19 protein-coding genes are annotated in these 19,335 nt (G+C 71.0%); 8 read left to right on the top strand and 11 right to left on the bottom strand.

The genetic code is table 11. The features are described from left to right. Positions 1 to 212: 212 nt before the first annotated feature. The 4 genes from ABD844_RS15145 to ABD844_RS15130 all read right to left on the bottom strand — a co-directional run bounded on the left by ABD844_RS15145 (position 213) and on the right by ABD844_RS15130 (position 5,366). Positions 213 to 1,598, bottom strand: a complete 1,386-nt coding sequence (locus ABD844_RS15145; RefSeq protein WP_344877272.1) for a class II fumarate hydratase — start codon at positions 1,596 to 1,598, stop codon at positions 213 to 215. A 156-nt stretch (positions 1,599 to 1,754) separates the two neighbouring features. Then, a complete protein-coding gene (locus ABD844_RS15140) occupies positions 1,755 to 3,542 on the bottom strand; it encodes a serine/threonine-protein kinase (RefSeq protein WP_344877270.1) in 1,788 nt (595 codons plus the stop codon). Between the two features lie 35 nt (positions 3,543 to 3,577). Beyond that, on the bottom strand, positions 3,578 to 4,687 hold the full coding sequence (locus ABD844_RS15135; RefSeq protein WP_344877268.1) for a serine/threonine-protein kinase: 1,110 nt from the start codon (positions 4,685 to 4,687) through the stop codon (positions 3,578 to 3,580). A 70-nt stretch (positions 4,688 to 4,757) separates the two neighbouring features. Continuing rightward, entirely contained in the window at positions 4,758 to 5,366 is a 609-nt protein-coding gene (locus tag ABD844_RS15130) for a superoxide dismutase (protein WP_344877266.1), read from the bottom strand. A gap of 601 nt (positions 5,367 to 5,967) precedes the next feature. Here ABD844_RS15130 and ABD844_RS15125 point away from each other — a divergent pair. Further along, on the top strand, positions 5,968 to 6,156 hold the full coding sequence (locus ABD844_RS15125; protein ID WP_344877264.1) for a DUF5999 family protein: 189 nt from the start codon (positions 5,968 to 5,970) through the stop codon (positions 6,154 to 6,156). A 142-nt stretch (positions 6,157 to 6,298) separates the two neighbouring features. Here the strand turns inward: ABD844_RS15125 and ABD844_RS15120 are convergent, their stop codons facing one another. Next, complete coding sequence (locus ABD844_RS15120) at positions 6,299 to 7,951, bottom strand: fumarate hydratase (protein WP_344877262.1); 1,653 nt, start codon at positions 7,949 to 7,951, stop codon at positions 6,299 to 6,301. Between the two features lie 95 nt (positions 7,952 to 8,046). Continuing rightward, positions 8,047 to 8,922 (bottom strand): DMT family transporter, encoded by an 876-nt coding sequence (locus ABD844_RS15115; protein ID WP_344877260.1) that lies wholly within the window; start codon positions 8,920 to 8,922, stop codon positions 8,047 to 8,049. A 68-nt stretch (positions 8,923 to 8,990) separates the two neighbouring features. On the opposite strand from ABD844_RS15115, the gene pdxR reads away from it, so the two are divergent. Then, positions 8,991 to 10,415: a MocR-like pyridoxine biosynthesis transcription factor PdxR gene (gene pdxR / locus ABD844_RS15110; protein ID WP_344877258.1), complete on the top strand. Its 1,425-nt coding sequence runs from the start codon at positions 8,991 to 8,993 to the stop codon at positions 10,413 to 10,415. A 51-nt stretch (positions 10,416 to 10,466) separates the two neighbouring features. Continuing rightward, positions 10,467 to 11,423, top strand: a complete 957-nt coding sequence (locus ABD844_RS15105; protein WP_344877256.1) for a Gfo/Idh/MocA family protein — start codon at positions 10,467 to 10,469, stop codon at positions 11,421 to 11,423. A 20-nt stretch (positions 11,424 to 11,443) separates the two neighbouring features. Here ABD844_RS15105 and ABD844_RS15100 read toward each other — a convergent pair whose 3' ends face one another. Both ABD844_RS15100 and ABD844_RS15095 read right to left on the bottom strand, forming a co-directional pair. Then, a complete protein-coding gene (locus tag ABD844_RS15100) occupies positions 11,444 to 12,604 on the bottom strand; it encodes an MFS transporter (protein ID WP_344877254.1) in 1,161 nt (386 codons plus the stop codon). A 42-nt stretch (positions 12,605 to 12,646) separates the two neighbouring features. Then, positions 12,647 to 13,300 carry a DUF998 domain-containing protein gene (locus ABD844_RS15095; protein ID WP_344877252.1) on the bottom strand — a complete coding sequence of 218 codons (654 nt, stop codon included), beginning with the start codon at positions 13,298 to 13,300 and terminating at the stop codon, positions 12,647 to 12,649. Positions 13,301 to 13,538: 238 nt separating this feature from the next. Here ABD844_RS15095 and ABD844_RS15090 point away from each other — a divergent pair, with 238 nt between their 5' ends. Continuing rightward, positions 13,539 to 14,192, top strand: coding sequence for a DUF1707 SHOCT-like domain-containing protein (locus tag ABD844_RS15090; protein WP_344877250.1), 654 nt, complete (start codon positions 13,539 to 13,541; stop codon positions 14,190 to 14,192). A 77-nt stretch (positions 14,193 to 14,269) separates the two neighbouring features. Here ABD844_RS15090 and glpX read toward each other — a convergent pair whose 3' ends face one another. After that, positions 14,270 to 15,304, bottom strand: coding sequence for a class II fructose-bisphosphatase (gene glpX / locus ABD844_RS15085; protein WP_344877248.1), 1,035 nt, complete (start codon positions 15,302 to 15,304; stop codon positions 14,270 to 14,272). A 169-nt stretch (positions 15,305 to 15,473) separates the two neighbouring features. Here glpX and ABD844_RS15080 point away from each other — a divergent pair, with 169 nt between their 5' ends. The 3 genes from ABD844_RS15080 to ABD844_RS15070 are packed head-to-tail and all read left to right on the top strand — an operon-like array spanning position 15,474 to position 16,900. Next, positions 15,474 to 16,082, top strand: coding sequence for a TetR/AcrR family transcriptional regulator (locus ABD844_RS15080; protein ID WP_344877246.1), 609 nt, complete (start codon positions 15,474 to 15,476; stop codon positions 16,080 to 16,082). Positions 16,083 to 16,093: 11 nt separating this feature from the next. Further along, positions 16,094 to 16,621, top strand: a complete 528-nt coding sequence (locus ABD844_RS15075; protein WP_344877244.1) for a DUF4245 domain-containing protein — start codon at positions 16,094 to 16,096, stop codon at positions 16,619 to 16,621. Positions 16,622 to 16,663: 42 nt separating this feature from the next. Continuing rightward, a complete protein-coding gene (locus ABD844_RS15070) occupies positions 16,664 to 16,900 on the top strand; it encodes an exodeoxyribonuclease VII small subunit (RefSeq protein ID WP_344877242.1) in 237 nt (78 codons plus the stop codon). 54 nt (positions 16,901 to 16,954) lie between these two features. On the opposite strand, the gene ABD844_RS15065 is transcribed toward ABD844_RS15070, so the two are convergent. Beyond that, complete coding sequence (locus tag ABD844_RS15065; protein WP_344877240.1) at positions 16,955 to 17,368, bottom strand: nitroreductase family deazaflavin-dependent oxidoreductase; 414 nt, start codon at positions 17,366 to 17,368, stop codon at positions 16,955 to 16,957. An 81-nt stretch (positions 17,369 to 17,449) separates the two neighbouring features. On the opposite strand from ABD844_RS15065, the gene ABD844_RS15060 reads away from it, so the two are divergent. Then, entirely contained in the window at positions 17,450 to 18,058 is a 609-nt protein-coding gene (locus ABD844_RS15060; RefSeq protein WP_344877238.1) for a TetR/AcrR family transcriptional regulator, read from the top strand. Positions 18,059 to 18,088: 30 nt separating this feature from the next. Here the strand turns inward: ABD844_RS15060 and xseA are convergent, their stop codons facing one another. After that, positions 18,089 to 19,312, bottom strand: a complete 1,224-nt coding sequence (gene xseA / locus ABD844_RS15055; protein ID WP_344877236.1) for an exodeoxyribonuclease VII large subunit — start codon at positions 19,310 to 19,312, stop codon at positions 18,089 to 18,091. Positions 19,313 to 19,335: the final 23 nt, after the last annotated feature.

The following is a 19,335-nucleotide window of genomic DNA, read 5'->3' as shown; positions in this document are numbered from 1 at the left end:
CGGCGGCCGACCTCACGCCCGCGCTCGCCGCCGCCCACAAACGGGCCGCGGACGCGGTGGACTCGGGCGCCGCCCAGACCCTGCTCGCCCGCTGGACGCAGGCCACCCGCGCCGCCGCGTCGCGCACCGAGCCGGTCAGGACCTGATGCGGCGCCGGTCCGGTCAGCGCCGGTCGGGGCCGATCAGCGCCGATCAGGGCAGGTCGGGGCTGGTCAGGGCCGGGTCATGGAGAGGACGTCGAGCGCGGCGTCGAGTTGCTCCTCGGTCAGCGTGCCGTTCGCCACGTGGCCGCGCTCGATGACGACCTCCCTGATCGTCTTGCGCTCGGCCAGCGCCTGCTTGGCGATCTTCGCGGCCTCCTCGTAGCCGACGTACCGGTTGAGCGGGGTGACGATCGACGGGGACGACTCGGCGTACTCGCGCAGGCGTTCCACGTTCGCGGTGATGCCGGAGACGCAGCGGTCGGCGAGCAGGCGCGAGACGTTGGCCAGCAGCCGGATCGACTCCAGGATGTTGCGCGCGATCACGGGGAGCTGCACGTTCAGCTCGAAGGCCCCGGACGCCCCGGCGAACGTGATCGCCGCGTCGTTGCCGATGACCTGGGCCGCGACCATGGCCGTGGCCTCGGGGATCACCGGGTTGACCTTGCCCGGCATGATGGACGAGCCCGGCTGCAGGTCGGGCAGGTTGATCTCGCCCAGCCCGGCCCGCGGCCCCGAGCCCATCCAGCGCAGGTCGTTCGCGATCTTGGTGAGCGACACCGCCACCACCTTGAGCTGCCCCGACAGCTCCACGATGGAGTCCTGCGCGCTCTGGGCCTCGAAGTGGTCGCGGGCCTCCACGAACGGGATGCCGGTGGCCTCGCGCAGCTTGCCGATGGCCTCCTGGGCGAAGCCCTGCGGCGTGTTGATGCCGGTGCCCACGGCGGTGCCGCCCAGAGGCAGTTCGAGCACGTGCTCCAGCGCCGCCGCGACCCGGACGACGCCGTGCTCGATCTGCGTGGCGTACCCGCCGAACTCCTGGCCCAGCGTCACGGGCGTCGCGTCCATGAGGTGGGTGCGCCCCGACTTCACCACGCCGTCGAACTCCACCGCCTTCTCCCGCAGCGCCTCGGCCAGGTGCCGCAGCGAGGGCAGCAGGTGGTAGGTCACCTCGGTGGCCGCCGCCACGTGGATCGAGGTGGGGAAGACGTCGTTGGACGACTGGGAGGCGTTCACGTGGTCGTTGGGGTGCACGGGACGGCCCAGCCGCTCTTCGGCCAGCGTCGCGATCACCTCGTTGGCGTTCATGTTGGACGAGGTGCCCGAGCCGGTCTGGAAGACATCGATCGGGAAGTGGGCGTCGTGCTCGTTCTCCGCCACGTCCGCGGCGGCCTGCGCGATCGCCTCGGCCATGTCCTTGTCGATCACGCCCAGCTCGCCGTTGACCTCCGCCGCCACGGCCTTGATCAGACCCAGCGCCGCTATGTGCGAGGGCTCCAAGGGGCGGCCCGACACCGGGAAGTTCTCCACTGCCCGCTGGGTCTGGGCACGCCACCGGGCACCTGCGGGGACGCGTACCTCGCCCATCGAGTCATGTTCGATCCTGAACTCGCTCATGACTTCCAGTCTGGCCCACGGACGCGTGATCGCCAGGAAGGCCCACAGGCCAGCGGCGGGACGCGGGCCTGCTCGGGAACCCGGGTCAGCTCGGGAACCCGGGTCAGCTCGGGAACCCGGGTCAGCTCGGGAACCCGGGTCAGCTCGAGAACCGGGTCAGCTCGAGAACAGGGCCACGATGAGCACGGCGATCACCACGGCCGCCGCGGCGGCCACCGCCATGAGCACCAGCATGCCGTTGCGGTTGCCCGCGGGGCGCTTCTCCGGTGGCCCGGCGATCGCGAACAGGTCGGTGCCCAGCCCCTGCCCCTGGTGGAACTGCCCCGGCCGTTGCGGGGGCCCCTGCGGCGGCATCTGCTGCTGCGGCCCTGGCTGTGGCTGATTCGGCGGCTGATTCGGTGGCTGATGCTGTGGGTGGTTCTGGGGCTGGTTGGGGAACTGGCTCTGCGGCTGGTTGTGCGGCTGGGGCTGACCGGCCGGGGGCGTGGGCAGCGGGTAGACCTGCTGGCCGGGGGAGCCGCTCTTCGGCGTGGGGATGCGGGTGGTGGTGACGGCGCCCTCGTCCTCGGGCGGCCGGCCCGCGCCCTGGCCGGGCGGCGTGGGGAACGGCCCCTTGGGACGCGAGATGCTGACCGTCCGCTCGGGGTCGTAGCCGCCCTCGGGAGCGGCGCCGGGCGTACCGGTGTGCGGGCCGGTGTGCGGGCCGGTGCCCGCCTGGCCGGCGGGCGGGGTGTCCGGGGCGAAGTGATGCTGTCCCGGCGGGGGATAGGCGGGTGGCGCGGTCTGCTGCGGCATGGTCGGCGCGCCGGGCCCCTGCGGCCCCGGCCTGGTACCCGGCCCTGACGCGGGGCCCTGACCGACCGGGCCGCCGGGCCATTGCGGTCCCGGGCCCGCGGGGCCGCCGGGCCCCATGGGGCTCGCCGCCTGCGGCCCGCCCACTCCGGGGTGCCCTTGGGGAACTGGGCCGTGGCCTGCGGGAGGCTGTCCGGCGGGGCCTTGTGGTGCGCGGCCGACGGGCGGACGCCCTCCCCGGGCGGGGGGCCGCTGGCCGGCGAACGGGTCGGGCAAAGGGGCCTCCTGCGCCATAAGAGCCTCGGCCGTGAGCACCGGCATCTCGCTCGTCGGGGTGTCGGCGACCATGCGCAGCAGGGTCTCCGCCTTGGCAGCGCCGAGCCGCTGCCGGTAGTCCTTGTTGAGCAGCCCGTTCAGCACCGGCCGCAACTGGCCCGCCTGCGTGGGCGGATCGGCGTTCTCGGTGAGCAGCGCCGCCAGCGTCTCGGCGATCGTGGAGCGCTCGTAGGCCGGACGGCCCTCGACGGCGAAGTAGAGGGTGGCCCCGAGCGACCAGACGTCCGACTCGGGGCCGGTGTATTCGCCCCTTGCCCGCTCCGGAGCGGTGTAGCCGGGCGAGCCGATCACCATGCCCGTTCTGGTCAGCCGGGAGTCGCCCTCCGCCTTGGCGATGCCGAAGTCGGTCAGCACCACGCGCCCGCTCTCGGTGATGAGCACGTTGCCCGGCTTGACGTCGCGGTGGGTGATGCCCTGGGCGTGCGCCGCGCGCAACGCACCGAGCAGGTCGACACCGATCTCCGCCACCAGCCGCGGCGGCAGCGGCCCCTCCTCGTCGATCACCTGCTCCAGCGAGCGGGCCTCGACCAGCTCCATGATGATCCACGGGCTGTCGTCCTGGATGAGCACGTCGTGGATGGCGGCCACGGACGGGTGGTTGATCCGCGAGGCGATGCGGCCCTCACGCACCATGCGCTCGCGCAGCTCGGCGCGTTGTTCCTCGGTGAGCCCCGGGTCCTGACGGATTTCCTTGACCGCCACCTCGCGCCCCAGCGCGCGGTCGCGAGCGCGCCACACGGTGCCCATCGTGCCCCGGCCCAGGGGGGCGACGAGCTCGTAGCGCTCTGCGAGAAGGCGTGTCTGCTGTTCCGGCATGAGAAGAAGATATCGATTCTCGCTTGGGAAGTGCTTTACCCTCGCTTGCGAAGTTCTCTTGGCCAGAACCGTCGAGGAAGGCACAACTTTATCACCGTCGCTTTGAAACGGGCGTAGGCCGACGGCGCCGGCCGCGGTTCGACCCGCCTCCTGTGCACGCCTTCACCGGATTTGCGCTCCTGCCGCGGCGAGGGCACGTTCACGGATCCGGCCGGGGGATCGGCCCGGTGCAGCCCGCGGTGCGCGGGCCTGCGTACGAAAGGGGGTTGGGGAATCGATGCCTGGAGGCGCGCGGCCTTGCGCGGTGGCAGGGGTTCCTCGGCCGAGCCGCCCGCGGCCACCCTGGCCAGCATGAGCGAGGCGCGTACGGAGTCGAGCCTGGTGGCCGGGTCGATCCTGAGCAGCGCGTCGAGTACGGGCGCCAGCGGCCCCGCCTTGGTCATGGGGATCGGCTCGCCGCTGGTCAGGGCGGCGAGCGCGGCGGCGGCAGTGCGCCTGCCGTGCAGGCCACGGCCCTCGACGGCGGTGTAGAGGGTCGCGCCGAGCGACCACAGATCGCCCGCCGGGCTGGCCTTCGAGCCGAGCACCCGCTCCGGGGCGATGTAGCCCGCGGAGCCCAGGACAATGCCCGCCTGGGTGATGGAAACGTCACCTTCGAGCGCGGCCAGGCCGAAGTCGGTGAGCACCGCGCGGTCCTCGGTCACCAGCACGTTGCTGGGCTTGACGTCGCGGTGGAGGATGCCCTTGGCGTGCACGGCACGCAGCGCGCCCAGGATCTGGCGGCCGATCTCGGCGGCCCTGCGGGGGTGGAGCGGGCCCTCCTCCTGGATGAGCTGCTCCAGTGACCTGGCATGGAGCAGCTCCATCACGATCCACGGCCGGTCGTCCTCGGTGACCACGTCGAAGACGGTGATCACCGAGGGATGCGCGACCATCGCGGTCGCCCGGCCCTCGCGCTCCGTGCGCGCGCACAGCTCGGCGCGTAGCTCCTCGTCAAGGACCGTGGGCAGCCGCACTTCCTTGACCGCCACGTCACGGTCGAGCAGTTCGTCATGTGCCCGCCAAACGGTGCCCATGCCGCCGCGACCAACCGGCTCCAGAAGCCGATAGCGCGCGGCGAGTAGGTAACCGGAGGGCGCACGCATGCCAGGCAGCTTACCTATTTGTGTAAACCGACCAGTAGAGGCGGGGCCGATAATTTGTTGCGAACTTAAGTCAACCCGCGTGACTCGTCACGTCAGCAAACCTCCGAGCCACATCATCCCAGTTGATGAGGCCCCACAGTTTCTCGACGTAGTCGGGACGCACGTTACGGTACTGAAGATAGTACGCATGCTCCCAAGCGTCGAAGACGAGCAACGGTGTGGTGTTCATCCCGACGTTACCGTGATGGTCGTAGATCTGCTCGACGACGAGCCTGCGGCCCAGCGGCTCCCAGGCCAGCACGCCCCAGCCGGAGCCCTGCACGCCGGCGGTGGCGGTGGTGAGCTGCTTCTGGAACGCCTCGAACGTGCCGAAGTGCTCGTCGATGGCGTCACTGAGGGCTCCGTCGGGGCGGTCGCCGCCGTCCGGCGAGAGGTTCTCCCAGAAGATCGAGTGCAGCACGTGGCCTGACAGGTTGAAGGCGAACGTCTTCTCCAGCCCCACCAGATTGGCGAACTCGGCCTTGTCGCGGGCCTCCGCCAGGCGTTCGAGCGTGTCGTTGGCGCCCTTGACGTAGGCCGCGTGGTGCTTGGCGTGGTGCAGCTCCAGGATCTCGCCGGTGATGGCGGGCTCGAGCGCGGCGTAGTCGTACGGCATGTCGGGAAGGGTGTAGTCACCCATGTGACCTCCTTGGCGATCTCTGAGCCGACACTATTGCAAGTACATTGCAACTACATCGGACTTGCGACCTAGGTCTTCCCTTGGCAGTCTGTCGAGGTCAGATTGGTCCCGCCGCGCGGGCGGCTTACCGCCGCCCGCGCGCGCGTTCTCGCCCGCCTTTTTCGGACCGTTTTCCCAGCTCGCCCGGCGGGTGTGTCGGTCGGCACAACGACCTGCCGGGAATTTGTGCATGATGCCTGGTAGGGGGTTACCAGGGCTGCGGCAGTCTGACTGACAGGAACCACGAGGCCCCCGTCAGTGAGTTGTAAGGACGCCGTAAGAGGACGGGGGCATGGTCATAGCCATGAGAGAAGGCGAGATCCCCCCGCAGGACGGCAGGAAACTGTCGGCCCTCGACGTCAGACTGAGGGCATCGCCGAGGTTCCATCACCGGTTCACCGCTGAGACACACCGTTGAAGGACGTGATGAAGATGAGCCAGACCCAGGTTCGCCGCCGGCCGAAGAAGTCGACCCGAGCCGAGCTGGACCTTCGCACGCCGTCGGGGCGCCCACTGCCCTTTTGAGACCCAGCAACCTGGAGCGCAATCTGAGAGGTGCGCAATGTGCAGTCACTACCCCGCTTGCCCGAGTGCCGACTCCCCCGACCGTGAGCGGTCTCACGTGATCGCGTCCCACCCCGACCAGGGGTGGAGCCTGCTCTGCAACGGCGTCGTGCTGTTCGAGGACACCGGCCTGCTGCTGCCCGACGGCTCCGTCGTGGCGCCGCACCGGCCGTCGGTCGCCGCGTGACCGTCTTCGCCCGTCACCAGGGTGACCGTCTCGCGTGTCACCAGGTCGGCGTGGGAGCGAGGGGGCGGGTGAGCCGCGAGATGCTCGCGGCGGCACCCGCCTCGCCGCAGGTCGACCCAGCCGTCAGCGGGCCAGCGGCCCGTCAGCGGCGGCCGATGCTCAGCACCGGGCCGGTCCTGTCAGTGAAGAAGTCGTCACCCTTGTCGTCGACCACGATGAACGCCGGGAAGTCCTCGACCTCGATCTTCCACACCGCCTCCATCCCCAGCTCCGGATACTCCAGCACCTCCACCTTCCTGATGCAGTCCTGAGCCAGCCGCGCCGCAGGGCCGCCGATGGAGCCCAGGTAGAAGCCGCCGTACTGCCGGCAAGCCTCCGTCACCTGCTTCGACCGGTTGCCCTTGGCCAGCATCACCATCGAGCCGCCCGCCGCCTGGAACCTCTCCACGTACGAGTCCATCCGCCCCGCCGTCGTCGGCCCGAACGACCCCGAGGCGTACCCCTGCGGCGTCTTGGCCGGTCCGGCGTAGTAGACGGCGTGGTCCTTGAGGTATTGGGGCATCTCACCCCCGTCGTCCAGCAGCTCGGCGATCTTGGCGTGCGCGATGTCGCGGGCCACCACCAGCGGGCCGGTGAGGGAGAGCCGCGTCTTGACGGGATATCTGGTCAGCTCGGCCAGGATCTCGGGCATCGGCCGGTTGAGGTCGATCCGGACGACGTCGTCGGAGAGGTGGTCGTCGGTGGTCTCCGGCAGGAAGCGGGCCGGGTCGGTCTCCAGCTTCTCCAGGAACACGCCCTCCGGCGTGATCTTGGCCAGCGCCTGGCGGTCGGCCGAGCACGAGACGGCGATGGCCACCGGGCAGGACGCGCCGTGGCGGGGCAGGCGGATGACGCGTACGTCGTGGCAGAAGTATTTGCCGCCGAACTGCGCCCCGATGCCCAGCTTCTGGGTCAGCTCGAAGACCTTGGCCTCCATCTCCAGGTCGCGGAAGCCGTGGCCGGCGGGCGACCCCTCGGTGGGGATCGAGTCGAGGTAGCGGGCGCTGGCGTATTTGGCGGTCTTGAGCGCGTACTCGGCGGAGGTGCCGCCCACGACGACGGCCAGGTGGTACGGCGGGCAGGCCGCGGTGCCCAGCGAGCGGATCTTCTCCTCCAGGAAGGCCATCATGCGCTTCTCGTTGAGCACGGCCTTGGTCTCCTGGTACAGGAACGACTTGTTGGCCGAGCCGCCGCCCTTGGCCATGAACAGCAGCTTGTACTCGTCGGGGTGCCCGTGGGGGTCCTCGGCGTACAGTTCGACCTGGGCGGGGAGGTTGTCGCCGGTGTTCTTCTCCTCCCACATGGTCAGCGGGGCCATCTGGGAGTAGCGCAGGTTGAGCTTGGTGTAGGCGTCGTACACGCCGCGGGAGACGTGCTCGGCGTCGCGCCCGTCGGTCAGCACGTGGCGGCCGCGCTTGCCCATGACGATGGCCGTGCCGGTGTCCTGGCACATCGGCAGCACGCCGCCGGCCGAGATGGAGGCGTTCTTCAGCAGGTCGAGCGCGACGAAGCGGTCGTTGCCGCTGGACTCGGGGTCGTCGACGATCTTCCTGAGCTGGGCGAGGTGCGAGGTGCGCAGGAAGTGGGAGATGTCGTGGACGGCCGTCTCGGTCAGCAGCCGCAGCGCCTCCGGATCGACCTCGAGGAACGTACGCCCGGCCGCTTCGACCTTCCGCACCCCCTCCGAGGTGATCAGCCGATACTCGGTCTCGTCGGCTCCAAGCGGAAGCAGGTCGGTGTAGTCGAACTCGCCCATGTCCATCCTTTCGGTCCTCCAAGAGATTACGCGCCCTCGGAGCGGCCGGAGGACCGGCTCAGGCCACGGACGGCTCTCGGGGTCCCGGGCCGGACTCACGCCTCGGACGGGCGTACCGCCGCCTTCGTGCCGGAACGCTCGGCCGTGAGCCCCACCAGGATGCCGACGACGACGAGCCCCGCGCCGAGCAGGTCGTACGCCGACGGCACGGCCACCCCCAGCACCACCCCCGTGACGATGGCCGCCACCGGGATGAGCCCCGCGAACAGCCCGGCCCGACCGGGCCCCAGCTTGGGCAGGGAGTGGTACCAGAGGAAGAACGCGACCACGGTGACCACGATCGCCAGGTACGCGAACCCGAGCGCCTCGGGCACCGTCGGCACCCGCAACATGCCCGTCCCCTCGTGGACCAGCCCGACCACGGCCAGCATCGGCACGGCCAGCGCCGTCGAGTACGCCGACACCCGGATCGGCCCCAGCCTGGGCAGCAGCGGGATGGCCAGCATGGAGAAGCTCACCTCGCCCACGAGCGCGCCGAGCGCCCACAGCAGGCCGGTCGCGTTGCCGCTGCCGAGACCCGTGGCCAGCGTCGCCCCGGTGACCACGATGCCCGCGCCGAGCAGCAGCCGGGGCGCGGGTCTGCCGCCGGCCAGCGCGAGCGCCAGCGGCACGGTGCCGAGCACGGTGCCGACCAGCGCGGGGCCGGAGGCGCGGGTGGACTCGATCACGCAGATGTTGAAGAACGCCAGGCCGAGCAGGGTCAGGCCGCCCAGGCAGAGCGCCTCGCGACGGGTCATCCGGACGAAACGCAGGCCGAGCAACCGCGTGATGACGAGCAGGATGACCGAGGCCACGAGATACCGAACGGCCTGTCCGCCGTACAAGGGGTAGTCGCCGATGAGACCTGACACCCCGGCCAGCGTTCCGACCAGGAACATGGCCGTGGCCGCCCCCACGATTCCGTTTCTCATGCGAGGGATGCTAGGGAGACAATGGTTCGCGTAAACAGTCCAATGTGCCGCTGGGAGACAGGACCAATATGGCCGACCTCCACATCCGGATAGACCGCGGCAAGGGGGGAATCGCCGGGCAGATCGCGTCGGAGTTGCGCGACTCGATCCGGGGCGGGCGGCTCGCGCCGGGCACCCGCCTGCCCGCCACCCGCGACCTGGCCACCGACCTCCAGGTGTCCAGGGGCGTCGTGGTGGAGGCGTACGAGCAACTGGTGGCCGAGGGTTTCCTGGTCTCCAGGGTGGGCGTCGGCACCTTGGTCACCCCGACGAACGCCGGGCGGGGCGGCGCCCGCGCCTCCCTGCCACCCCGTTTCCGAGACTCCGCGCCGTCCCGGTCCAGGACGGCGTGGCGCGACACCTCCGTGCGCGCTCCGTACTACGGTCATCGCCCCACCTCCCCCGACCTCGGCCACTTCCCCCGTGAACGCTGGCTTGCGGCCGTCAGGCACGTCCTGACCACCGTACCCTCGGACGCCCTCGATTACGGGGACCCCGGCGGCGTGCCTGAGCTGCGAGAAGAGCTGGCCGGCTACCTGAGGAGGGTCAGGGCGGCCGACGTGCGCCCCGAGCACCTCATCATCGTGGGCGGCGTGGCGCAGGGGCTCAGCCTGATCCTGCACGTGCTGGCCCAGCGGCGTACGCTGCGGCTGGCCGTGGAAGATCCGACCAGCCACCGCCAGGTGCCGCTGCTGCGGCGGGCGGGGGCCCACCTGGTGCCGGTGCCGGTGGACGGGCAGGGGCTCGACGTGCGCAGGCTCAGCGGCGACGCCGTGCTCGTGACGCCCGCCCACCAGTTCCCGACCGGGGTGGTGCTCTCGCCGCCGCGCCGGGCGGCGCTGATGGAGTGGGCCTTCGCCGGCAATCGGGTGATCCTGGAGGACGACTACGACGCCGAGTTCCGCTTCGACCGCGAGCCCGTCGGCTGCCTACAGGGCCTGGCGCCCGACCGGGTGATCCTCTCGGGCAGCGTGAGCAAGGCGCTCGCGCCCGGCCTGCGGCTGGGCTGGCTGGCGGCCCCGCCCGACCTGGCCGAGGCGGTCCGTCGCGCGCGGGGCGAGCTGGACCTGGGCTCGCCGGTCATCGAGCAGTACGCGCTGGCCCACTTCCTGCGGACCGGCGGCTACGACAAGCACCTGCGGCGGATGCGCAGGGAGTACCGCCGCCGCCGGGACGCCCTGGTCAGGGCGCTGGCCGAGGAGCTGCCCGAGGTCCGGGTCAAGGGGATCGAGGCCGGGCTGCACGTGTACCTGGAGCTGCCTGGCGGGTGGGACGAGCCGCGTACGGTGCGGGTCGCCCTGGAGCTGGGCATGTCGGCCGAGCCGGTGGCGCCGATGCGGACGAAGCGGGGCCCGGCGGCCGTGGTGGTGGGGTTCGCGCGGTTGCCCGCGCACAAGGCGGCCGAGGCCGTACGAGGGCTGAAGGTACGCATGTCAGGACAAAACGTTGACTGACGGAGAAATGCTCATTTAGAAAGAAGATCTGATCGCGATTTGGAGGCCGCCATGCGCGTGGGACTGCTGGGCCTGGGCCGGATCGGGGCCGTTCACGCCGCGACCCTGGCCGCTCATCCGCTGGTGGACGAGCTGATCGTGGCCGATCCCGTGCGTACGTCGCCGTACGGCAGGCCGGGCGACCCCTTCGAGGCCGACGCCGTCGTCATCGCCAGCCCGACCGGCACCCACGCCGAACTCATCGTCAGGGCGTGCGAGCGGGGCCTCCCCGTCTTCTGCGAGAAACCGGTCGCGGCGACGGTGGCCGAGACCGTCAAGGTGCTGGAGGCGAGCGCCGGCAACCGGGTGCAGATCGGGTTCCAGCGCAGGTTCGACCCCGGCTACGTGGCGGCGGCGACGGCGTTGCGTGCGGGGGAGCTGGGCGAGTTGCACCGCGTGCACCTGGTCACGGCCGATCCCGCGCCGCCGCCCGCCGAGTACATCGCCAGCTCCGGGGGCATCTTCCGCGACTGCCACATCCACGACTTCGACATCCTGCGCTGGGTGACCGGGCGCGAGGTCGTGTCGGTCTACGCCCAGGGCGCCAACCTCGGCGCCGCGTTCTTCGCCGAGGCCGGTGACGTGGACTCCAGCGCCGCGCTGCTCACCCTCCACGACGGCACGCTGGCCACCCTCCAGGGCTCGCGCTACAACGGCGGCGGCTACGACGTGCGCATGGAACTGGCCGGCACCAAGCGCACCCAGGTCGTCGGCCTCAGCTCGCGCGCCCCGCTGCACTCGGCGGAGTACCACTCGCCCGAGGACCTGTTGCCGAGGCCGGACAACCCCTGGCCCGACTTCGTCGCCCGCTTCGAGGCCGCCTACCGCGGCGAGATCGACGCCTTCCTGCGGGCAGACCGGAGCCTGTGCTCGATCGAGGACGCGCTCGAAGCCCTCTACGTGGCCGAGGCCGCCGACCTGTCACTGCGCGAGGGACGTCCGGTGGAGGTCGCGGAAGTGCGGCGGTGAAGTGAGCGAGCCCTGGCCGGTCAGGCGGCGGCCTCGGTGCGCCTCGGCTCGAAGCCCCGGGCCAGGACGATGATGGCGGCGGCCAGCACCAGCGGCGCGGCGAACGCCACCCGCATGTCCGCGGCGTCCGCGAGGCCGCCCACCAGGGCCGCGCCCACGATGAAGCCGACGTAGTTGAAGAGGTTGACCCGGGCGATGGCCACGCCGGTGCCCGCCGGGTCCAGCCTGCCCGCCGCCGAGAACGACTGCGGCGCCACCACCGACAGACCCACCCCGGTCAGCCCGAACGCCACGATGCCGAGCGGCTGGTTCGGGGCCAGCACGACGCCCAGGAACCCGATCGTGGCGATCACACCGCCGATCCTGACGATGGCGGCCGGGCCGTACCGGCGCACGGCGAGGTCGCCGCCGAGCCTGACGGCCAGCGTGGTCGCCTGGTAGGCCACGTAGGCCAGCGGGATCACCCGTGGCCCCGCTTCGAGCACGTCCTTCATGAAGACGGTGTTGAAGTTCGACACGGCGGCGTCGCCGACGTACAGGAAGCCCATGGCCAGGCAGAGCGGGATGATCGGCCGCCACGGGAACCCGCCGCCGGTGACCGGGGCGCCGGTGTCGGCCTTCTCCTCCTCGGGCGTGCAGAGGAACCGCCCGGCGTACAGGGAGCCGGCGACCGCGACGACCATGGGGAGCGCCATGATGAGCGGCAGCGGCAGGTCGGCCGCCGCCGACGCCCACAGCGCGCCGGTCATGCTGAGCACGCTCCACACGCAGTGGAAGCCGTTCAGCACCTGGACGCCGTACCTGCGCTCGACCGCCACGCCCTGCATGTTCATGCCCGCGTCGACCGCGCCCACGGCCAGCCCGAACAGCAGCAGCACCGGCACCAGCAGCGGCACGCTCGGCGCGAGCCCGGCCAGCACGACGGCGGCGGCCACCACGGGCTGCGCGATGCGCAGCAGCACCTTGCTGCCCACGCGTGCCGCGAACGCGCCCGCCGCCACGCTGCCGACGCCCGCGAACACGGGCACGATCAGCAGCAGCAACGTCAGGGTGCCCTCGTCGAGGCCGTGTTCGGCCTGGAGGTTGGCGACCTGGATGAGGAGCGAGGCGAAGGACAGGCCCTGGACGCCATAGACGACGTACGTGGCCATGCGGGCCCGGCGATCACGTGAGGACGGCACGGCGGCCTCCTGATTGGGGGGAGATCAGAACGTGAGGCTGGGTCAGGTTAGCGGCTGCCGGAGCCCCTCCGCCAGCACGGGACGCCGTCCGGCCGCCGCCCACACCCCGAGCGCCAGCAGCGCCGCCACCTCGGTCACCGCCAGCCCGCGTTCCACCAGCCCCAGCGGCATGACGCGGTACCACGGCAGCCCGTTGCCCGCCCCGATGAACGTCACCGCGCCGATGCCCACCACCCAGAGCACCGAGCAGATCCCGAACCCGAAGGCCACCAGCGTGGCCTTCGACCGTTCGCGATGCCGCCACGGCCTGGCGATCACCACCGCCGCCAGCGGGAGGCTGAGGAAGGCGATCAAGCTGCCCACCCGGTGGATGCTGCCGCTCGTGCTCGGCCCGACCGACCAGTCGTGCTTCTCGAACCAGGCCGTCATGAACAGCCCGACGCTCCAGCTCATGAGCGCGATCGTGCCGAACACCCCCGCCAGCCTCTTACGCGCCAGTGACACACCGATGGCCGCGGACCCCGCCGCCAGCAGGCCCACTCCGAGCCCGAAGATCCACCCGTCGGGACCGAGGCCGTGCTCGCTGATGGTCCGCATGAATGGGTTCATCTCGTCGAGGCTGGTCAGGTCCAGCCCCAGGATGACCACCACGCCCGCGCCTGCCGCGCCCAAACCCCACCGTGCCGGTTGATGCACGCGCACCTCCCTCTTTTGCCGGGGATAACGGCCTTCCTGGCGCGGGGATTCCTAAGAAATTTCTGAGAGACCGGAGCGCCGGACCCGTTTCCGGTGCGATGTGGTACGGCTCCCGAACCGCCACGCCGAGGTGAATCGGGAACTCGCGGAGGAGATCGCCGGACTGCTGGCCGGAATCCACTGACACCCGTTCAATCGGGACGAGCGAACGGGGCGAGCGCCGGATATCGTCAGAAGTGTGAACGAACGCGCGGGATCGTGGTTGCCGAAGCTGCAAGAAGTCGGGGAGCGGCTGGCCGAGGAGTTCGTGTCCGCCCGCCGCGCCCCCGCCGCGCAGAGCGACGTGCCGCCACCGCACGAGCTGCGCGCCTCCGACGCCGACCGCGAACGCATCGCCCAGGTGCTCCAGGACGCGCACGCCGACGGGCGCCTCACGCTGGAGGAGCTGGAAGAGCGGCTCGGCACGCTCTACGCCGCGCGTACGCTCGGCGAGCTGGCCTCGCTCACCACCGACCTGCTGCCCGCCGACCAACAGCCGCTCAACCTCGACGACCGGCCGGTCGCGGCCATCTTCAAGAAGGAGCAGCGCGGCGGGCGCTGGGTGGTGCCCGCCGAGCTGGGCGTGACGGCCATGTTCGGCACCACCAAGCTGGACTTCCGCGACGCGATCCTGCAGAACCGGCGCATCATCATCAACGCCACCCTCGTCTTCGGCGGCCTGGAGATCCACGTGCCGGAGGGGCTGGAGGTGATCAGGGTGACCAAGGACAAGACGGTCCGCCTGACCAAGCAGCCGACCGAGCCGGGCGCGCCCGTGGTGGAGGTGCACACCACGAACTTCGCCGGCGAGGTCAAGGTCAAAGAGCCGCCCCGCCGCAAGCGCCGCCGCTAGCCCGCCGCCTCATCGCCTCGCCGCCCCGCCGCCCCGCCGCCCTGCCTCGAGCGCCGTCGCCAGCCCGCCGCCCCGGCTCAGCCTGCCGTGTCGAAGTTGATCGCGCTGTACGCGCGCAGCTTCCAGAGCTGGTGCTCGCTCTCGATCCTCCTGATCGTGCCCGATCGCCCGCGCATCACCAGCGACTGCGTCACCGCCGAGCCCGCGCGGAAGCGTACGCCGTGCATCAGCTCGCCCTGGGTGATGCCGGTCGCCGCGAAGAACACGTCGTCGGAGCTGACCAGGTCGTTGGTGGTGAGCACCTGGTCGAGGTCGTGCCCGGCGTCGAGGGCCCTGCGCCGCTCGGCGTCGTCGCGCGGCCACAGCCTGCCCTGGATCACGCCGCCCAGGCACTTGAGCGCGCACGCGGCCACGATGCCCTCGGGGGTGCCGCCGATGCCGAGCATCAGGTCGATGCCGGTGCCCAGGCGGGCCGCCATGATCGCGCCGGCCACGTCGCCGTCCGTGATGAACTTGATGCGCGCGCCCGCCTCCCTGATCTCCTTGACCAGGCGTTCGTGCCGGGGCCGGTCGAGCACCACCACGGTCACGTCGGACGGCGAGCAGTGCTTGGCCCTGGCCACGGCGTTGATGTTCGCGGCCACCGGGGCCTCGATGTCCACCACGTCGGCGGCCTCCGGGCCGGTGACCAGCTTCTCCATGTAGAACACGGCCGAGGGGTCGTACATCGAGCCGCGCTCGCTGACCGCGATCACCGACACCGCGTCGGGCATGCCGAGCGCCGTCAGCCGGGTGCCGTCAATGGGGTCGACCGCCACGTCGCAGTCGGGGCCGGAGCCGTCGCCGACCCGCTCGCCGTTGTACAACATGGGGGCGCTGTCCTTCTCGCCCTCGCCGATGACGACCACTCCGTTCATCGACACCGTGCTGATGAGCTGGCGCATGGCGTTCACCGCCGCGCCGTCGGCGCCGTTCTTGTCACCCCGGCCGACCCACCGGGCCGCCGCCATCGCGGCCGCCTCCGTGACACGGACGAGCTCCAGCGCCAGGTTTCGATCGGGGGCGCGCTCGCTGGTGGCGAGCGCCGGCGGCACGGAAGTCTGGTCGGACATATTGGCTGGCCTCCTCGTGGGACGTCTACCTCGATCGTAGTTGCCGGTCTCTGCCCGGTCGGAGGGGGATAATCTGCTAGCGGAGAACGGATTTTGCGCCATACGCCGTGCGCGACCAGGATCTTGCCTCCAACATGGTGCGTGGCGCCCGGCTGTGGAGGAGATCCGAATGAGCGATGTGGACGACGTCGTCACCCAGCCGCGCACGTCCGAGCGTGGCGCGGCCACGCGCAGCTCGCTGCTCGCGGCGGCCAGAGAGGTCTTCGTCTCCAAAGGGTTCGCCGAGGCGGGCGTCACCGACGTGGTGGCCAGGGCCGAGGCCAGCGTGGGCAGCCTCTACCACCACTTCTCCGGCAAGGCCGATCTCTATCTCACGCTGTGGGAGGAGTTCCAGGCCAGGCAGACGCAGCGCACCAAGCGGGCCGCCCGCACCGCCCGCGGCGACGGCGAGACCGACCCGATGTGCGTGTTCATCAGCGCCGCCCGCGCCTACCTGGACGGCTGCCTGGAGGAGCGCGAGCTGGCCGCGCTGTTCCTGCGCGGCGACGGGCCGCCCGGCTTCGACGTGGTCATGCGTGACCGGCTGCGCAAGTGGGCCCAGCGCAACGCGGCGCTGTTCGAGAACGAGCAGGCCCTCGTGGTGGTGATCACCGGTGCCCTGGCCGCGGCGGTCTCCGAGGTCGTGCTCTCCGACGATCGCGTCCTGGCCGAGCAGGTGCTCGCCATCATCGGCCAGATCCGCCCGGCCGCTTCGGCGACCGCCCCCTCCAGCGGGTAACCTCGCCAATTGTGCGCTTCACCCAAGGTCTGTACGGCTACGCGGTAGCCCTGTTCGTCTGCCTCGCGGGGGCGGGAGTGTTCCTGCTGGTCACCCCGCAGAGCCGGGAAGAGCACATCCCGCGGCTCGACTACTCGATCACCGTCGCCAACTTCGGCCACACCGTGCCGTACGGCGTGTGGTCCCCCCAGCAGGACCCGGCCGACTGGGTGCCCAACAGCAACAGGATCGCCAAGGGCGAGAACGGCGCGGCGGTCCTCTACCTCGGCTACGCCACCGCCAAACGGGAGCACGCGATGTTCGCGCAGAGCAACGAGCAGCCCGCGGCCGGTTTCGCCAGCCGCATGGCCAACACCGACAAGGCCACGGGGACGCAACAGGTCGGCGGGGTGGCGTGGGAGCAGCGGTTCCGCGAGGACAAGAACCAGCGCTCGCTCGTACGCGTGCTGCCCGACGTGACGCTGGTCATCACCGGCACGGCCGACTGGGCGGAGCTGGGTGAGCTGGCGGCGCGACTCCAGCAGCGGCCCCAGGGCTGATGCTGTCGGACGCGACCGGTCCGCACGTCTAGGCTGGGCTGTGTGGCAGAGGAGAAGGCACCTTCGTACGAGCAGGCACGCGAGGAGCTGACCGAGGTGGTGCGCCGGTTGGAGACGGGCGGGCTCACCCTGGAGCAGTCGATCGAGCTGTGGGAGCGGGGGGAGAAGTTGGCGGCCGTCTGTGAGGAGTGGCTCCAGGGGGCCAGGGTCAAGCTCGCCGCCGCCATGGCCCGCCGCTCGGAGCCCAACGCCGGCCACTCCGACGACGCCCCCTTCTGACCCCGCCTCCTCCCGCCCGCATCCCGTCCGCGGCGACGTGTCTCTGTGAGGGGGTCAGTTGACGGTGCGGAGGAGGGCGACCACCGGGATGCGGCGGGTGGTCTTGGCCTCGTAGTCGGCGAACTGCGGGGCCTGTGCCACCATCCGGGCGTAGAGACGGTCGCGTTCGTCGCCGTCCACGAACTCCGCCCTGACCCCGAACGTCTCCGTCCCGATCTCCACCGTGGCCTCCGGGGTGGCGCGCAGGTTGTGGTACCAGGCGGGGTGGGTGTCGGCGCCGCCGTTGGAGGCGATGATGACCTGACGGTCCCCGTCCGGCAGGTACACCAGCGGCGTGGTGATCGACCTGCCGCTCCTGGCCCCGGTCGTGGTGAGCAGCACGATCGGCGAGCCCTGGAGTATGCCGCCGACCCGGCCCTCGTTGGCCCGGAACTCGCCGATGACCTTCTGGTTGAAATCGCTGGGCATCTTTGCTCCTCAGAATCGGAGAGTTCTCCGGTTGAAGATTAACCGGAGAACTCTCCGATTACCAGCGGTATGCTCGACTGCGTGCCTGGACGTCGATCGCTGCCCATCGTCGGGCAACCCCAGCCAGAGCGCGCCGATGCCGCGCGGAACCGGCAGAAGATCATCGAGGTCGCGACGCGCATGATCGCCGAACGCGGGGCCGAGGAGCTGTCACTCGACGAGGTCGCCCGGGTCGCGGGCGTCGGCGTGGGCACCGTCTACCGGCGCTTCGGCGACCGGTCAACACTGATTTTCGCGCTGCTCGACGACTGGGAGCGGCAGTTCCAGGCGGCCTTCCTCACCGGGCCGCCGCCCCTGGGCCCTGGTGCCCCCGCCGACGAACGGATCGTGGCGTTCCTGCACGCGCTGGTCGACCGGATCGTGGCGCAGCAGGGGTTGTTCCTGCTGCTGGAGACGGGAGGCAAGGCGCCTCTGCTCGGGGGGCCGTACCGGGTGCATCACCTGCACCTGGCCACGCTGCTCGGGCAGGCGTGCCCGCGGGCCGACGCCTCCTACCTGGCCGACGCCCTCCTCGCGCCGATCAACGCCTGCCTGATCGCCTTCCAGCGGGAGGAGCGCGGCATGACGGTCGAGGAGATCAAGGCCGGACTGACCGGGCTGGCCGAAGGCGTCACCCGTCAGGCCCGTTGACGCGGCGGGCCGCCGTGCGTCTCGGGCCGGTCAGGCGTCGTCGGTCTCGTCCTGTTCCTCCGTGCGTACGGTGAGCCGGTCGTCGGTCAGCCGGATCGTCAGCACCGACCCGGGGGCGACGTCTTTGGCCAGGCGAACCACTTCCCCTGACGGGTGCTGGACGATCGCGTAACCACGCTCCAGCGTGGCCGCGGGCGACAGGGCGACGAGGCGGGCCCGCAGGTGGGTGAGATCGTCGGCGGCACGGTCGAGCGAGCCGGACAACGAACGCCTGGCCCGGTCGCGCAGCGCCTCGGCCTGCTCCGCGCGGCGTTCCAGCTCGCGTACGGGGTCGGCCAGCGAGGGCCGCGACCGTGCGGACGTCAGCCAGGACATCTCCCGGTCCAGCCAGCCGCTGAGCACCCTGCGGCCCCGGTCGCGGAGCTGGCGGACCAGCGTGAGCTGCTCGCCGACGTCGGGCACGACCTTCTTGGCCGCGTCGGTCGGGGTGGACGCGCGTACGTCGGCCACCAGGTCGAGCAGCGGGCTGTCCTGCTCGTGGCCGATCGCGCTCACCACGGGCGTGCGGCAGGCGGCCACCGCGCGCACGAGGGTCTCGTCGGAGAACGGCAGCAGGTCTTCCAGCGAGCCGCCACCACGGGCGACGACGATCACGTCGACCGAGGCGTCGGCGTCGAGCCTGCGCAGCGCCTCGGTCACCTCGGCCACCGCGTACGGCCCCTGAACGGCCACTTCCTCGACCTTGAACCGCACGGCGGGCCAGCGCCGCCGGGAGTTTTCCAGCACGTCGCGCTCGGCCGCCGACTCTCGGCCGCAGATGAGCCCGATCGTGCCGGGCAGGAACGGCAGCCGCCGCTTCCTGTCGGCGTTGAACAGCCCCTCGGCGGCCAGCAACTGCCTGAGCCGTTCGAGCCTGACCATCATCTCGCCCACGCCGACGGGGCGCATCTCCAGCGCGGTGAACGCGAAGGAGCCCTTGTTGACCCAGAAGTCGGGCTTGACGTGCAGCACCACCCTGGAGCCGTTGGACGGCCGCGGCACCGTCGCCTCATAGACGCCACGGGGGGCGGTGACCCTGGCGGACACGTTGGCGACCGGGTCGCGCAGGGTCAGGAACACCGTGCCGCCACGCGCGCTCAGGTCGGTGATCTCACCCTCGACCCAGACCGTGCCGAGTCTCCCGATCCAGCCACCCACCATCTGCAGGACCGTGCGGATCGGCAGGGGAGACTCTGGCGTGGTCTTCGAGGTCATGGCGGAAGACTACGGGTTCGGCG

The sequence above is a fragment of the Nonomuraea antimicrobica genome, assembly GCF_039536965.1.
Taxonomy (GTDB): domain Bacteria; phylum Actinomycetota; class Actinomycetes; order Streptosporangiales; family Streptosporangiaceae; genus Nonomuraea; species Nonomuraea antimicrobica.
The sequence above is the reverse complement of the archived record's forward strand: the minus strand, read 5'-3'. Positions and strand labels throughout refer to the sequence as shown.

Bases quoted from the DNA above. Each gene is read 5' to 3' on its own strand.
- ABD844_RS15120 (WP_344877262.1), bottom strand. From the start codon at position 7,951: ATGGGCGAGTTCGACTACACCGACCTGCTTCCGCTTGGAGCCGACGAG.
- ABD844_RS15135 (WP_344877268.1), bottom strand. From the start codon at position 4,687: ATGCGTGCGCCCTCCGGTTACCTACTCGCCGCGCGCTATCGGCTTCTG.
- xseA (WP_344877236.1), bottom strand. From the start codon at position 19,312: ATGACCTCGAAGACCACGCCAGAGTCTCCCCTGCCGATCCGCACGGTC.
- ABD844_RS15145 (WP_344877272.1), bottom strand. From the start codon at position 1,598: ATGAGCGAGTTCAGGATCGAACATGACTCGATGGGCGAGGTACGCGTC.
- ABD844_RS15140 (WP_344877270.1), bottom strand. From the start codon at position 3,542: ATGCCGGAACAGCAGACACGCCTTCTCGCAGAGCGCTACGAGCTCGTC.
- ABD844_RS15105 (WP_344877256.1), top strand. From the start codon at position 10,467: ATGCGCGTGGGACTGCTGGGCCTGGGCCGGATCGGGGCCGTTCACGCC.
- ABD844_RS15080 (WP_344877246.1), top strand. From the start codon at position 15,474: ATGAGCGATGTGGACGACGTCGTCACCCAGCCGCGCACGTCCGAGCGT.
- pdxR (WP_344877258.1), top strand. From the start codon at position 8,991: ATGGCCGACCTCCACATCCGGATAGACCGCGGCAAGGGGGGAATCGCC.
- glpX (WP_344877248.1), bottom strand. From the start codon at position 15,304: ATGTCCGACCAGACTTCCGTGCCGCCGGCGCTCGCCACCAGCGAGCGC.
- ABD844_RS15130 (WP_344877266.1), bottom strand. From the start codon at position 5,366: ATGGGTGACTACACCCTTCCCGACATGCCGTACGACTACGCCGCGCTC.
- ABD844_RS15115 (WP_344877260.1), bottom strand. From the start codon at position 8,922: ATGAGAAACGGAATCGTGGGGGCGGCCACGGCCATGTTCCTGGTCGGA.
- ABD844_RS15065 (WP_344877240.1), bottom strand. From the start codon at position 17,368: ATGCCCAGCGATTTCAACCAGAAGGTCATCGGCGAGTTCCGGGCCAAC.
- ABD844_RS15125 (WP_344877264.1), top strand. From the start codon at position 5,968: ATGTGCAGTCACTACCCCGCTTGCCCGAGTGCCGACTCCCCCGACCGT.